Genomic DNA, 15,272 nt, shown 5'->3' on the forward strand with positions numbered 1-15,272 from the left:
TTTCTATTTTGGACTGACTATACCTTTATCGTTACTATATCCGGATTTAGTAATCCTTTTCTACTAGTTTTCGCTGCATTAGCTGTAGGTTCATTTTGCATGATTTTCCTTTCCATGATTTTAAGTTATATCCATTTTCCAAAAATATAGTCTAGATAGCAGCAAATATTAAATAGCGAGCTTAACCCAAAAGCCAAACCCGCCATTCATCAGAGACTCTATTCAAAGAATCTCTTTCACAAACTTAAATCTTACAAGCACCACCAGCACAATCATCTTCCATATCCGCTTGTGCATCGTTCGCACCATCACGCGTGTTATGGTAGTACAACGTCTTCACACCCATCTTATAAGCGTTTAGTAAATCTTTTAGCAATATCTTCATCGGTACACGGCCACCTGCATAACGAACGGGATCATAGTTAGTATTGGCAGAGATACTTTGATCGACGAATTTTTGCATGATGGCGACCAGCTTTAGGTAACCGTCATTGTTTGGCATTTGCCACAGTAGCTCGTACTGATCTTTTAGCTTGTCAATCTCAGGCACGACTTGCTTTAAGATGCCATCTTTTGACGCTTTGATAGAGACCAGACCACGTGGTGGCTCGATACCGTTGGTCGCGTTGGCGATCTGACTTGAGGTCTCAGACGGCATCAAAGCGGTTAGGGTCGAGTTGCGTAGACCGTGCTCGGTGATCTCGCCACGTAGCGTTTCCCAATCGAGATGTAGCGGCTCTTGGCAGATTTTATCCAAGTCGGCTTTGTACGTATCAATTGGCAAGATGCCTTGCGAGTACGTGGTTTCATTGAATGCAGGGCACGCGCCTTGCTCTTTTGCCAATTTGTTTGATGCTTTCAAGAGATAGTACTGCAATGCTTCAAACGTCTGATGGGTTAGACCAAGCGCGCTGTCGTCTGAATAGCGTGCGCCATTCTTAGCTAAGTAATAAGCATAGTTAATCACGCCCACACCTAGCGTACGGCGGCGCATACTACCGTTTTGAGCCGCTTTGACGGGATAGTCTTGATAGTCGAGCAGGGCGTCAAGCGCACGGACGATCAGCTCGGCTGGCTCTTCGATGTCGCTGACGTTTTCAACTTTACCCAAGTTGACCGCTGATAGCGTACAAAGCGCGATTTCACCAGATTCATCATTGATGTTGTCCATCGGCTTGGTCGGTAGCGCGATTTCCATACAGAGGTTTGACTGACGAATCGGCGCAACGGTCGCGTCAAATGGGCTATGGGTGTTGCAATGATCGACGTTTTGGATATAGATACGGCCCGTGCTGGCGCGCTCTTGCATCATTAGGCTGAACAAGTCGGCGGCTGGGATTTGACGGCTACGCACGTTCGGGTCGTTTTCGTATTTGGTGTATAGCTCTTCGAACTTGTCTTGATCTTCAAAGAACGCATCATAGAGGCCAGGTGTGTCGCCTGGTGAAAATAGCGAGATGTCTTGACCTTTAATCAAACGGGTATACATAGTTTTGTTTAACTGGACACCGTAGTCCATATGACGCACACGGTTGTCTTCGACGCCGCGGTTATTTTTGAGTACCAGTAATGACTCCACTTCTAAATGCCATAGTGGGTAGAACAGAGTCGCCGCACCCCCACGGACGCCACCTTGTGAGCAGCATTTCACGGCCGTTTGGAACAGTTTATAGAAGGGGATACAGCCAGTATGCTGCGCTTCGCCGCCACGGATTGGGCTACCAAGTGCGCGAATGCGACCTGCGTTGATGCCGATACCCGCACGCTGTGATACGTAGCGTACGATGGCGCTAGTGGTCGCGTTGATGGAGTCTAGGCTATCACCGCATTCGATCAATACACACGAGCTAAACTGGCGTGATGGCGTACGCACCCCTGACATGATGGGTGTTGGTAGCGAGATTTTGAACTCTGAGGTCGCATCATAGAAGCGTTTGACGTAATACAAGCGGTCTGACTTGTCATAACCTGCAAACAGACACATACCAACGAGCATGTATAAGAACTGCGGACTCTCATAAACGGTCTTGGTCACGCGATCTTGGACGAGGTATTTACCCGCCATTTGTTCAACCGCTGCATAGGCAAGATTCATATCGCGCCAGTGGTCGAGGTACTCTTCTAATTCATCAAACTCAGCACGGCTATAGTCAGCTAGGATATGCTCATCGTATTTGCCAGCATCTGTTAGGGTTTTGACGTGATCGTAAAGATGAGGCGGTGTGAATCTGTTGTAAGCAATCTTACGCAGATGGAAGATAGCCAAACGCGCGGCCAAATACTGATAGTCAGGCGTGGTCTCAGAGATCAGATCGGCTGCTGACTTGATGATAGTTTCGTGGATATCACGAGTCTTAATGCCTTCATAAAACTGAATGTGCGATTTTAGTTCAACTTGCGACACCGACACATTATCCAAGCCGTCCGCTGCCCACGCAATCACCTTGTGGATTTTGTCTAAATTAATAGGCTCTAAACGTCCGTCACGTTTGGTCACTTGGATGTTATCAATATGTGTCATGTTGTCCTCTTAATTGGATTACTTATAATGATGCTGCACGGTTCATACTTGGCAGGCATGCTTTATAACGCTAGTACGTTCTGCTGCGGTAGATGATTTTCTTTAGGCAAAAAGCGACCGCTACTCATAATAATGATTAAAATCACTGAGTACTACATATAGCGTGTTTGTTAGTAGGTAGGCACAATATAGCGGGAAAATTTTGAAAATGCTATATTGATTTTAGACCAAAACTATGTTGCTGCGAGGTTGTAGACGGCCCATATTTTGGCAAAGGACGATGGGACAAGGGTTAGGCGCGATTGACTCAAATAATAAATTTTTTGTAAAAATATCGTGACGATTTGTTTTTATTCTCTCGGTTATTGTTGGCTAATAACACAGGTCGCCAGAATAACAATGCGGGCGCAGATTGTACAGCAAACCACAAAAAATCGCCACCCGTATGTTATTACTAGCGAGTGACGATTTGGACGAAAAAGGGACTGGTTATTTTAAAAAAACATTATTTATTTAAACCACCATGCGGACGGTTTTGGCATTATCAAGCGATGCATAAAGCGTGTTCACCTGATCGGCAGTGGTGAGGTATAAATTGACACGTGCTGAGTGAAAACGGCCCGTTCTAGACGGTTTGACTTCGATGGAAGCCAAGTCAAAATCTGGGAACTGACTGCTCAAGATAAGCTTCACTTCATTGAGCAAGTTGTCGTGCTCGCCTTCGTGACCAATGATGCTTAGCGGATAGTTCATTGGGAAATCCCAAAGCTCAGGGTTTTGAATGTCCGTTTTTTTGCCTCGTAACGCGCTTGCATTGGGGGTCAGTTCGGTCACGTTGACCGATTTTTTATTTACTGGATTTTGGCTGTTGTCTTTTGGATCATCACTCATGATGCGTGCCTCATTTTTATGAAAATATTAAATATGGAAATAGTGGGCTTAACCCAACTAAGAATCGCTGCCGTGCTCAGTCTTTAATGGACGGACTTAATTCTGGACGAGTATCTTTGTTAAGGGTAGTCACTTTATTCACTGTTTATAGTGGCATATGGGCGATTATTCAAGGGCCGTGAGGGCTATGGCAATAGATTGTTAACAAGAATGGGAGGGTGTCTTTTCTTTTATGTAGGACCAACCCTATCAAGTCAATCGATTATGGCAAATAACCATTGATAGGCGCGATATCAGGCGGAATGTCCGTTTCTCCCAGCGCTTCTAATAAGTTGATTTCGATCGTGCGTGACAATGCAGTCAGGGGCAGTTTATTAGCAGCCAAGCCAAAAGGCTCTTCAAGCTCCTCACTGAGAGCATCTAAACCAAAAAAAGTATAAGCAATCACTGCACAAATCAAAGGCGTTGCCCAACCTAGGGATGCCACCAAGCCAAAAGGCAACATGATGCAATACAAGTAGGTTGTGCGATGCACCAATAGCATATAAGCAAAAGGCAGCGGCGTGTTATGAATACGTTCGCAGGCCGCCAAAACAATCGTCATAGAGGTCAGGCGCTCGTCCATATTCTGGATTATGTGATCTGACACTAGCCCTTGACGTCGAATCTCTCCAAGCTCTTTACCCATCATACGCATCAGATAGTTGGGTACGTTATGCGATTGGCGCATGCTGGCATGATGCTTTGGGTCAACAAAACGCTCGATGTCTTGCCAAGGCTCAGTATCACGAAGGCGATGGCGCACAGCGTGTGTAAAGGCGATGGTCAGGTACACCATACGTTGCTGGGTACGCTGGCCATTATCGGACTCGTCATCTATAAAAGAGAGCATTTGGCGGGTTAGGCTGCGACACTCATAAACCAGCTGTCCCCATAAGCTGCGCGCTTCCCACCAACGCTGATAGCTCGCGTTGTTACGAAACCCGAGAAACAACGAAAGGGCGATCCCTAATAAGGTAAAAGTCGCCGTACCATAGTAGGGAAAAGAGTTGGGAATCCAGTGCTGAATAATCGTAATTAAAGTACTGAGCAGGGTAATCAGCAAAACTTGTGGATAGATTTTTGGAATGATTGAGCCACGGAACGTGAAAAATATTTTAAAAGGATGGGGTTTTTGCCGGACAATCATGTCAGTTTCCTAGCGATGGAGTACATATATGCGCTGTTAAGTGTATAGTAGGTTTCCAAGAGACAGTCAAAACCTATAAAGCTTAAGCTGCCATCAATTTGTTAGTGACTACTATTTGTTATAGATTACTATGGGTGAAAAACGATTGTATTTTAAAAGTAATTGTCTAAAAGTAGAAGCGTCGTTGACATAAAAAAAGCTGAGACAGGCTCAGCTTTTTTATGGGGTTTACTGTCTAGTATTTAAAACCCATTCTATAGGCTTAGAACTGACCAGTAAATTTAGTCATTCTCTAAGAAAGAGCGCAGATGCTCAGAGCGTGAAGGATGACGTAATTTACGTAGTGCCTTTGCTTCAATCTGACGAATACGCTCACGCGTTACATCAAACTGCTTACCGACCTCTTCTAGAGTGTGGTCAGTTGGCATGTCGATACCAAAGCGCATTTTTAGCACACGCGCTTCACGCTCAGTAAGGTTACCGAGTACATCACGCGTGGCTTCGCGTAGACCAGCAGACGTTGCATCATCGACAGGACTTGAGATAGTCGAGTCTTCGATAAAATCGCCTAGATGTGAATCTTCATCATCACCGATTGGGGTCTCCATTGAGATAGGCTCTTTGGCAATTTTTAACACTTTACGGACTTTGACTTCGTCCATCTCTAAGCGTTCGCCTAATTCCTCAGGGGTTGGCTCGCGTCCCATTTCTTGTAGCAACTGACGTGAGACACGGTTTATCTTATTAATGGTCTCAATCATATGCACAGGAATACGGATAGTGCGGGCTTGGTCAGCGATAGAGCGGGTGATTGCCTGACGGATCCACCACGTGGCATAGGTTGAGAACTTATAACCACGGCGATATTCAAACTTATCGACCGCCTTCATCAGGCCAATGTTACCTTCTTGAATGAGATCCAAGAACTGTAGACCACGGTTGGTATATTTCTTGGCGATAGAGATCACCAAACGCAGGTTGGCTTCAACCATTTCTTTTTTCGCGCGGCGAGCTTTTGCTTCACCAACCGCCATACGGCGTGCCACATCTTTCATGTCGTGGATTTTCATGTCGAGCTGTTGCTCGTAATCACGAATTCTGCGTTGTAGCAAAATAACATCATCGGTGACTTTTTCTAGTGTACCAGCAAAAGCGGGCTTACCCTTGATGCGCTCAATGAGCCAATCAACGTTGGTTTCGTTACTTGGGAAGGTTTTACGAAATTCTTCGCGCGGCATGCGACCACGGCGAATGACCAAACGCATGATTTGACGCTCTTGCTTACGCACATCGTCATAGACGTCATGCATGATGGCCATCACTTGATCAGACAAGCGGTTGTTTAGCTTTAGCATCATAAAGCGTTCTGCGAGTAGGGCGTAAGCGTCATCAGCTTGTACGCTACCACGGCCATAATCCAGCAAGGCTTGTTTGGCTTTGATAAACAAGTTCTCGATTTCTTCTAAACGCAAACGCACTTCTTCTGCATCAAGGCCGCTGGTTTCTTCTTCGGCTTCTTCTTCAACGTCGTCGTCATCTTCGTCATCATCGTCAAGCACGGCCGCTTTGGCATTGGCTTTTGCTTTGATCACAGGCGGGTTTTCTTTCTCTTCTTTGATCCGCTCGCGCTCTTCTTTCGCCGCTTCTTTGGCTTCTTGCGCGGCAATCTTGTCTTCTTCGGTTTCAGGGTCTAAAAAGCCTGTGATGACGTCAGAAAGTTTCTTTTCGCCCTCTTGTACTTTTTGATACTCATCAAGGACAAACTGTACCGTACCTGGCCAGTAGGCCATGGCGTGCTGCACATCACGAATACCTTCTTCGATACGCTTGGCAATGGCGATCTCACCTTCACGCGTAAGTAGGTCAACCGTTCCCATTTCACGCATGTACATACGGACAGGATCGGTGGTGCGACCCGGCTCAGTCTCAACAGACGCCAATACGGCTGCTGCCTCGTCCGCTGCCATGTCATCATCACTTGAATCATCGTTCATCAAGATGTCATCGGCATCGGGGGCAGATTCAAAGATTTTAATACCAACATCCGTCAGCATTTGCACAATATCTTCGATCTGATCGCTTTCGGTAATAGAGTCGGGCAGTTGGTCATTCACCTCAGCATAGGTGAGATACCCTTGCTCTTTACCCATTTGGATTAAGGTGGCCAGTTGAGATGTGGACTTAGAAACTGACTTATCGTTCATAAATACTCGCTTACTTGCATCGGACATTTTTATATTGTGACTCGCTATCGCTTACTGGCTGCGTTGATCTTATCAATCGATTGATCAAAATGGGGCGTAGAGGTTGTCAATAATATCAAAAATGAGTTGATATGAATAAAGGCTCAAAACACTACAATAACAATGCTAAAAAACAGCTAAAAATAAAAATTAGAAAAGCTAAAAAGTCTTCAAAATAACAATACTTAAAAATCATAGTATCTAAAAACTGATACTTAAAAATAATACCCAAAACTTGCGCTTAATGCTGCCTGCTTACAGTCGTTAAGCAGTGCTGTCAATACACAGCGACACAGTTTAACACAGACCACCGTAATCAAGCACGAGGTAGTGATAGCTACCGACCGTTTTTTGCGGTTTATTTACGATCAGTTGCCTGTTTGGCACGCTTTTAAATGGGGCCATGACGACTGGGTATAATCACTAGTAGTGGGGGCAGCATTGACACTTTTAAAGGGCGACCGTTTGAGAAATAAAAATTAAGCGTAAGACCTAAGATTGAACGGTGACCATTTGTGCTGACTGCTCGGCCTGCTGGGCGCGTAACCAGTCATTTAATAACTGTGACTGCTTACGGACAATCGCCAGCTTAATATGATCGGGATTTTTTATCAGCTCTTGCATCTTTTTTTGCAAATGTAGTTTAAGTAGCTGCATCACTAAGTTTTCAATGAGCTCATCCAAGCTTAAAACATTTCTTGCCGTTAAGGTTTTATAAAATCCGCCCCAGCTACGGCTAAGCATCTGTTGGGTAAGCGGCTTCACATTCGATAAGACAAAATGCGCGGCCGCATTGGCGTCTTTTGGCAAATAGTTAAGGCAACGTTTGATGGTGCTGACGATGTCAAGTAAGGCGGTGTCTTGCAGGTCTTCCCAAGCAAGCGGACGCAGGATATCGGGCGCCGCTTTTTGTTTAATATGGGCAGGCAGGTGTAAATCATGGATACCTGCCTGTCGCCAAATCGACTCAATCGGGTCATCGGTGAGGGCGCGCGGCTGGAATAAAAAACAAAGTTGCAGTTGCTGACTGATGGTCATGTCACCGTCGAAATCTAACAGTGCATCTTTGGCCTCGACGTTTTGACTGCGCTTGCCGCCAAGCTTTTGATAAATGTCATTGTTGAGCAAATAACGAAAACTACTGCCTTTGGGTAAGGCGGTGGTTAAGGCGCGCACTTGCGACATCAGCTTGGCTTTGCCTTCTGCCAAGGTCAAATCATAACGCTCACTTAGATAGGCAAAAATGTACTGGGACAACGGCATGGCATTAGCGATTTGCTCGCGCATGGCATCGCCGCCCTGACTTTTGATAAAAGTATCAGGGTCATGGTTGTTGGGTAGGGTTAAAAACCGCAATTCTTTATCATCCGCCAGCACAGGCAGGGCCACCTCAAGCGTACGCCAAGCGGCTTTTTGTCCCGCACTATCGCCATCGAAACTCAATGTCAAAGTAGGGTTTAGCGTTAATAGCCGTGATATCTGACTTTCATTAATCGCTGTACCCATGGAGGCGACAGCGCCATAAACGCCGGCTTGATAAAGGGCGATGACATCCATATAGCCTTCGACCACAAGCCAGCTATCGGCACGCTGCTGGCGCGACTCATAATAACCGTACAGCACATGCTGCTTATGAAAAACTGGCGAGTCTGAGGAGTTGATGTATTTGGGCTTTACCTCGTCATCGAGCGCACGACCACCGAAACCAATAGTACGGCCTTGGTTATCTCGAATAGGAAAAATGACGCGATCACGCAGTAAATCATAGTCTCGCCCAGACTCTGATTGGCGCACTAAACCGAGTGCCTTTAGTCCCGCGATATCTTGCGGAAACTGATGCTCAAGATGCTGCCAACCAAACGGTGCATAACCCAAACCAAAAGTCTCAAAAATCTCCTCGGTAATACCGCGCGATAAAAAATAATGCTTGGCATGAGGGTGGGTTGTGAGATTGTGCTGATAAAACTGCTGTATTTGCGCCAATAGCTCATACAGGTTGCCGTCTTCTTCAGACTGGCTACTCACACCATGTGGGTCACTCATTCCATTGGTGTCGGTTAGCCATGGTGGCGGATACCCATTATCGCTGTGGTGGTCACTACCGCTTTGATAGTCTGCATCATAAGTATCAGGGGGGTAAGGCGCAGAGGCGTAGTTATCTAGCGGTGGATACTCCCCATAGCTTGCATTATCGTTGTAGGCAGGGGCGTCTGCATACGCTTGAGGAGTTTGGTCAATATTGCTTTGATTAACCTTGTCTTGATTGACACTGCTTTGATTGACGTTGTCTTGAGCTATAGCTGGGCTAGGCACAGGTGGGACAATGGGTTTAGGGGCGCTACGCTGATAACTGACATTTTGTCGCTCTTCTTGTGGTACCTCAATACCAGTCTGCTTTGACAGCTCATTGACCGCCTCGATGAACGTTAAGTTTTCATAGTCACGCAAAAAGCTGATGGCGTTGCCACCGACACTACAGCCAAAGCAATGGTAGATATTTTTTTGTGGATTGACATAAAAAGACGGCGATTTTTCCCCATGGAAAGGGCAGCAGCCCTTAAATTCACTCCCCGCCCGTTTAAGCGTGGTATGTCGCCCAATAATGCTGATTAAATCAGCTTGGCTATTTAGTTGCTCGAGGATATGATTAGGAATGCTCATACAAAAAACAGTTTACCATAGGTCAATTATGTTGGGGCATAGACAGTACCGTGCTTTTTTACATCATTCTTTTACTTTGAATTCATTGTAGAGTAAAAACAGAAAAATAAGGCCAACAGAGCGTTGACCTTATTATTTATGATGTGCAATCGACGGTATAAAATCAAAAAAAGTCACTTAATCTGATTTAACTAGTCCTCATCACCCACATCTGTATCCGTATTCGTTTCAGGTAGCGTTGTACGGCGCGTAGGATTCATGTTTTGCGGATCAACGGTCGCTTCTCGAGCAGTAGAGCCAGTGCTTGATTGGCTGGTGACTCGTTCTGTAGACGCTTCCGGCAGACCTAAGCCCACATTGATGCCGGCGTTACGTACAGCCGAGGTATTGACCGCAGGCGCATTGGTAGTGTTGTCGCTAGGCAGTCTTAATTGGTTGACGTTACGAATCATCTGCGTCTTGGTGGCACCATTGTACTCGCCAGTTGCGACTGAGGTGTCTTGCATACTTGAGCGGCCAAGCTGACCAAAAGTCAATTTGTTAAGCCAAGTGCGATCACGTTTGGTCTCTAATTTCACACGGCCGTCATTGGTTAGCCAATTTGGATAGTTAATTTGTAATAGTGTTTTGTACTCATTTGCCAAGTCCGTCAGACCTAATTTGTCATGGCTATAAGCGAGAACAGCGATGGCTTCAGGAATAGATTCACTGAGTGGATAGTACTGAAACACCCATTTGGCACGATTGACAGCGGCCACGTAAGCTTCGCGCTCAATATACCAATTGGCAGCGCTCATCTCACTTTCAGCAAACTGATTGTAAATAAAGGTCATGCGCTGAGCGGCATCTGGTGTGTAAGGACTATTAGGGTATTTGTTGATAAGCTCTTGGAAGTTTGCAAAGGCAATGCGTAAGTACGCTGTATCACGCTCAGCTTGGTTTAGCTTAAACAGTTTTAGGCCCTCTGATGAGCCTTGCATATTGGCCACGCCGCGCACATAGTAGGCATAGCTGACTTGTGGATTAGAAGGGTAGAGATTGATGAACTGCTCAGCGCTGGCCGCTGCCATTTCATATTTACCACTTTCATATTGGGCATACATGATATCAAGCAACGCCTGTTCGGCATATTGTCCAGTAGGATAGAAAGTGCGTAGATTGGTCAGATCTTCGATGGCTTGGGTATAGCGACCTTTATCAATCTGGGCGATCGCATCGTTATAATAACCTTGCTCTGACTTTTCGGCCGTCTCTACCGCATCGACGTCTGCACCGCCGGTTAAATTTTTAAAAGTCTGACAACCCACTAGATTGACGCTTAACGCCAGTAGGGTTATTGAGGACAGTTTGATAAACGTATTGCCAACAGCTTGCATACTTCTTCTCCGACACAAGATGCACAATAGCAGCAGCGCTACTATGCTATATAAAAGGTTAATAATAAAAAACGATGCTTATGGTATCAATTAACTGTCTATTATTGAGTACGTTCATCATGAAGCGGACGCGACATCAACGTGATTTTTATCTAATGAGGTTTTGGCCCCGTCCGTGTTACTCGGGCCTTGGGTCAATACCACATCACCACAGCTAACGTTAAAATACAGTTGTTTTAAAAATACAATGCCATAGCATACAGCAAAATATGGCGATACTTTATAGAATAACGTTTGTTTCGTCTATTTTTTGCCTCGACAGACTACTGCTTGCAAGCTACGTGATAGTCGTGTCTTGTCTGCATTTGGTATTTTAACATGGGCGACTATCATGAGCGATGTCGAATGTCATTGTCACTGATAAATATACAGTAAATTACAGCAATGTCATATTTTAGAGAGTTAGCCATTTTGGCCATGATTGTTTGAGACATGACGTTATCATCAAAAAATGACAGATAACACACAGCTTCTATAGGGCTTAAGCGCTCAGCATGGTACACTATTGCAGGACTGGCTCTACTGTTTTTGGCAACGATTATATTTATCATGTGCCATTAATCCGCGAGGGGCAGTCTGTTTTTTATAAAGTTGCGATGACAGTTTCTTTAACCATTTTCTCAAAAGTTGCCTGACCAAACGATTTCAGGGGCTTTTTTATGTATATATCTAGCTATGAATAATAATGCTATAACTACCCATTTACCACCGAATCAATCATTAGATATTGATTCATCAGCACAAGAGTCACCAATGCCAAATGATGTTTTAAAGAATAGTGAGTTACCTGACGATAATCAGACAGCGCTTGATGAGCAAAGGCAAGATGAGGTGCTCGATGATGACGACGTGCTCGAAGAGGGTAGCGATGACATTAATGAAGACGTTGATGATAGCGATGATGACGAGACCACAGTAGCCGGTCAAGCAGTGCCGGTGATTGTGGATATGACGCACACTGTCACAGAAGATCAGTCAGGTCTGCGTATTGATAAGGTAGCGTCGCAGGTGTTTACAGACTTTTCGCGTGTACAGCTACAAGGCTGGATCAGTGATGGCAGTTTACTCTATAACGGTAGTGTGCAAAGACCTAAGGTCCGCGTCAAGGCAGACGATGTGTTGCATCTATCGACCACGCTGGAGCAGCATAGCGAAGATCAGCCAGAAGATATAGATATCGACGTCGTCTATGAAGATGATGATGTATTGGTGATTAATAAACCTGTTGGTATGGTCGTACATCCTGGCGCTGGTAATCAGACGGGCACCTTGGTCAATGCGTTACTGTATCACTATCCACAGCAGCATCATTTGCCGCGTGCAGGGCTGGTGCACCGTATTGACAAAGACACCTCAGGGCTACTACTGATTGGTAAAACCAAGCCGGCTCAAATGGCACTGATGGAGCAGCTAAAAGACAAATCAGTCTATCGCCATTACCAGTGTGTGGTGGCAGGGGATGCAGCAAGCTTATTACGACATCGCCGCATTGATGCACCGATTGGTCGACATCGCAATCAGCGTACCAAAATGACCGTAATGACGGCAGGACGTGAGGCGGTCACGCATTTATTAAACGTCACGCCTCTGAACGAAAACTACTGTCTATTAGACGTAGGACTTGAGACTGGGCGTACCCATCAGATTCGTGTGCATTTGAGTCATGTAACCTATCCGATAGTAGGTGACCGTGTCTATGGTGGCCGTCGCCAATTGCGTGCAGGCCTGACAGAAGCACAGCGTCAAGCGATTAGTAACTTTCCCCGTCAAGCCTTGCATGCCTATACTCTAGGCTTTGTTCATCCGGCGACAGGTGAAGATATTGAAGTGACAACGCCCCTCCCAGAAGATATGCTGCAATTAATAGCAGTGCTTAGCGACGGCTATGACGACGAATAGCCATTTTTAACCGTACGGTAAAAGCTCTCGTCACGGATAGGAAAAGCAGTAGACAGCTGTCAATGAGACAAAGACGACTCACTAAGTGGTAAATTGGCCATGATAAATAAACTTCCAATGACATTGCTCACGCAAATTGATGATGTGGCTGTTTTTCAGACGGCCGCTTTTACTAATGCTGAGACTGTGAGTGCCAGTGATTTTGACTTAAAAAATCAGCAGTTAGAGCCGCACAATGGCGCCAATTATGGTGAGCTGAACTTAGGGTTGCATGTTAGTGATGAGGCAACAAAGGTGCTGGGCAATCGTATGCGCCTATTGGCTGCCATTAATGAGCAGTTTTTAACCCTATCATCGCAGCGCTTCCAAGACATCCCTATCAAACGCTTACACTGGGTCAATCAGATTCATGGCAAGCAAATTCATGATGTCGATGCCACTGCCCTCAGTATGCAACCAGTGGCCGCTGATGCGATGGTCAGTCAACAGACAGGTCTTGGACTGGCGATTATGACAGCGGACTGTGTCCCCATTGTCTTGTATCAACCGACGAGCGGACAGATTGCAGCGATTCATGCAGGCTGGCAGGGGCTGGCTTGCGGCGTTATCCAAGCCACTGTCCAGCGTTTTACCGAGTCTGGGGAGATCAAGGCTTGGATTGGCGTTTGCATCAGTCAGGATAACTATGAAGTTGGTGTTCAGGTGCGCGATCAGCTACTAAAAGGATGCATAGAAAATAAATCACTGACTGAAGCGGGCCTTAACAGTTTTGATCAGCGATATGCTATCCATTCGGATGATGTCAGCAAGAATGGTAGCAAGGCGCCGCATTTACCTGAGACAGTTGACAAAGCGACAATTCACACAAGCGCCGCAAAAAAAATTAAGCTGAATTTACCAAAGTTGGCAGCAGATCAGTTAAGTAGCGCTGGCGTGAGATTAGCTCATGAGTCACTGATACACTGTAGTTATGCCGATGACCGTTATTATTCCTATCGGCGTCAGACACACTTACAGCAGCCTGCCACGGGGCGTATGGCGCTGGTTATTGTGCGCGCTGCTTCTGTATGAGAGTATGCGATGTGTTGTGTAGAGGTTTTAGGCAAACGCTGAGCCTGTCTAACTGACTGCACCCATTCATTTGTATTATTTTTATCCCATCATTTATAGCCATTATTAGAGTTTGTATGAATAAATCTACCGAGCCGTCTTTCACGTCCACAACCACTGACCACGCGCCTAATGTATCGATTGCTGTTATTTTCCACAGTAACTATGGTCATACTAAGCGCGTTGCCGAAGCAATAGTCAAAGGTGCACACCAGCAACTGCCAGAAACCCAAGCCAAAGCCGTGGATGTCCATGATGTCGATTGGGACTATCTCGATCAGGCCGATTTGTTGGTGTTCGGTAGTGCTGTATATATGGGTAGCGTGACGGCTGAATTTAAGACTTTTATGGATGAGACTTCAAAGCGCTGGTATCACCGTAAATGGGAAGGTAAGTGGGCCGCCGCTTTTGCCAATTCAGGTGGATTAAGCGGTGATAAGCTGGCGGTATTACAGCAGATTGCTCTATATGCTATGCAGCATGGCATGAACTGGATTGGCTTACCACTGATGCCAACAGGTCATGAGGAACATGATTTGAACCGTCTATCTAGCTTTTTGGGCTTAATGACCCAGTCACTTGATGGGCCACCTGAAGAAACACCTGGGTCTGGTGATATCGATACGGCCATTTGGTTTGGTGATCATTTGGCCAAAACCATTATTAAGCATCAGCCAGCCGCTTCAAAAAGCTAACGTAGCCTATGATTCAGTTGCTGTTATTAAGTCATTAACAATGTTTTATAGAAGTTAGAGGGCAGATATCAAACCGATATCTGCCTTTTTTGTTTTTCTTATTTTATGGAGTGCCACTTTGAACCACGATGGTGGTAGCAGGGAGATTTTTGACAGGAATGGGACTTTCAACGAATTGAAATGATTGACAGCCTGTAAATAGCATGGTTGTGGTAGCTAAACAGATAACGGTTAACGATTTCATAATGGTGTCTCAGAAGGCAGTTTGACCCAATATAGTGGCTATTGCGTATGAGCAAACACGATCACGGTAAGGAATAAAGTGGGTTTTGAACCATTATATATAAAAACCTCTCAGTAGCAGAGGGTTATTAAACAGTTACCTAAAACCTATCTAATCTTAATTATTTATAATTAAAATAAGCAATTCATCTATCAACCAAAAGAAGTTAAAAAAGCATTATGATCCGTGGTCATATCATCGAACTCAAACCCAACAACGTACAAGCAAATCACTTTGCTCGTGCTTGCGGCGTGGCGAGAAAAGCCTACAACTGGGCTTTGTACGAGTGGCAACGGCAGTATGCGCTTGACAAGGCGTACCGTGAGGCGTGTTTGGCGACTGGT

10 protein-coding genes are annotated in these 15,272 nt (G+C 45.5%); 4 read left to right on the forward strand and 6 right to left on the reverse strand.

The genetic code is table 11. The features are described 5' to 3' along the window. Nucleotides 1–244 precede the first annotated feature (244 nt). The 6 genes from nrdA to B2P60_RS00820 form a co-directional block, all read right to left on the reverse strand. On the reverse strand, nucleotides 245–2,521 hold the full coding sequence (gene nrdA / locus B2P60_RS00795) for a class 1a ribonucleoside-diphosphate reductase subunit alpha (RefSeq protein WP_286738925.1): 2,277 nt from the start codon (nucleotides 2,519–2,521) through the stop codon (nucleotides 245–247). Nucleotides 2,522–3,034: 513 nt separating this feature from the next. Next, nucleotides 3,035–3,412 carry a YbeD family protein gene (locus B2P60_RS00800; protein ID WP_286738926.1) on the reverse strand — a complete coding sequence of 126 codons (378 nt, stop codon included), beginning with the start codon at nucleotides 3,410–3,412 and terminating at the stop codon, nucleotides 3,035–3,037. A gap of 262 nt (nucleotides 3,413–3,674) precedes the next feature. Then, nucleotides 3,675–4,601 carry a bestrophin family protein gene (locus tag B2P60_RS00805; protein WP_230709689.1) on the reverse strand — a complete coding sequence of 309 codons (927 nt, stop codon included), beginning with the start codon at nucleotides 4,599–4,601 and terminating at the stop codon, nucleotides 3,675–3,677. A gap of 281 nt (nucleotides 4,602–4,882) precedes the next feature. Continuing rightward, nucleotides 4,883–6,805 carry an RNA polymerase sigma factor RpoD gene (gene rpoD, locus B2P60_RS00810; RefSeq protein ID WP_286738927.1) on the reverse strand — a complete coding sequence of 641 codons (1,923 nt, stop codon included), beginning with the start codon at nucleotides 6,803–6,805 and terminating at the stop codon, nucleotides 4,883–4,885. A gap of 531 nt (nucleotides 6,806–7,336) precedes the next feature. Continuing rightward, entirely contained in the window at nucleotides 7,337–9,505 is a 2,169-nt protein-coding gene (locus B2P60_RS00815) for a DNA primase (protein WP_193004814.1), read from the reverse strand. Between the two features lie 191 nt (nucleotides 9,506–9,696). Then, on the reverse strand, nucleotides 9,697–10,881 hold the full coding sequence (locus B2P60_RS00820; protein ID WP_193004813.1) for an outer membrane protein assembly factor BamD: 1,185 nt from the start codon (nucleotides 10,879–10,881) through the stop codon (nucleotides 9,697–9,699). Between the two features lie 735 nt (nucleotides 10,882–11,616). Between B2P60_RS00820 and B2P60_RS00825 the strand changes: the two genes are divergently transcribed. The 4 genes from B2P60_RS00825 to B2P60_RS00840 all read left to right on the forward strand — a co-directional run. Then, on the forward strand, nucleotides 11,617–12,840 hold the full coding sequence (locus B2P60_RS00825) for an RluA family pseudouridine synthase (RefSeq protein ID WP_198334755.1): 1,224 nt from the start codon (nucleotides 11,617–11,619) through the stop codon (nucleotides 12,838–12,840). Nucleotides 12,841–12,939: 99 nt separating this feature from the next. Then, nucleotides 12,940–13,911, forward strand: coding sequence for a polyphenol oxidase family protein (locus B2P60_RS00830; RefSeq protein ID WP_286738929.1), 972 nt, complete (start codon nucleotides 12,940–12,942; stop codon nucleotides 13,909–13,911). 116 nt (nucleotides 13,912–14,027) lie between these two features. Then, on the forward strand, nucleotides 14,028–14,645 hold the full coding sequence (locus B2P60_RS00835; protein WP_286738930.1) for a flavodoxin family protein: 618 nt from the start codon (nucleotides 14,028–14,030) through the stop codon (nucleotides 14,643–14,645). 462 nt (nucleotides 14,646–15,107) lie between these two features. Beyond that, nucleotides 15,108–15,272 (forward strand): helix-turn-helix domain-containing protein (locus B2P60_RS00840; RefSeq protein ID WP_286738945.1); only part of this gene is annotated, 165 nt, incomplete at its 3' end.

It is taken from the genome of Psychrobacter sp. UBA3068 (assembly GCF_002366815.1).
Lineage (GTDB): Bacteria > Pseudomonadota > Gammaproteobacteria > Pseudomonadales > Moraxellaceae > Psychrobacter > Psychrobacter namhaensis.

What these genes read in the sequence shown, in the direction of transcription:
- nrdA (WP_286738925.1), bottom strand. Translation starts at nt 2,521, where the DNA reads ATGACACATATTGATAACATCCAAGTGACCAAACGTGACGGACGTTTA.
- B2P60_RS00800 (WP_286738926.1), bottom strand. Translation starts at nt 3,412, where the DNA reads ATGAGTGATGATCCAAAAGACAACAGCCAAAATCCAGTAAATAAAAAA.
- B2P60_RS00805 (WP_230709689.1), bottom strand. Translation starts at nt 4,601, where the DNA reads ATGATTGTCCGGCAAAAACCCCATCCTTTTAAAATATTTTTCACGTTC.
- rpoD (WP_286738927.1), bottom strand. Translation starts at nt 6,805, where the DNA reads ATGAACGATAAGTCAGTTTCTAAGTCCACATCTCAACTGGCCACCTTA.
- B2P60_RS00815 (WP_193004814.1), bottom strand. Translation starts at nt 9,505, where the DNA reads ATGAGCATTCCTAATCATATCCTCGAGCAACTAAATAGCCAAGCTGAT.
- B2P60_RS00820 (WP_193004813.1), bottom strand. Translation starts at nt 10,881, where the DNA reads ATGCAAGCTGTTGGCAATACGTTTATCAAACTGTCCTCAATAACCCTA.
- B2P60_RS00825 (WP_198334755.1), top strand. Translation starts at nt 11,617, where the DNA reads ATGAATAATAATGCTATAACTACCCATTTACCACCGAATCAATCATTA.
- B2P60_RS00830 (WP_286738929.1), top strand. Translation starts at nt 12,940, where the DNA reads ATGATAAATAAACTTCCAATGACATTGCTCACGCAAATTGATGATGTG.
- B2P60_RS00835 (WP_286738930.1), top strand. Translation starts at nt 14,028, where the DNA reads ATGAATAAATCTACCGAGCCGTCTTTCACGTCCACAACCACTGACCAC.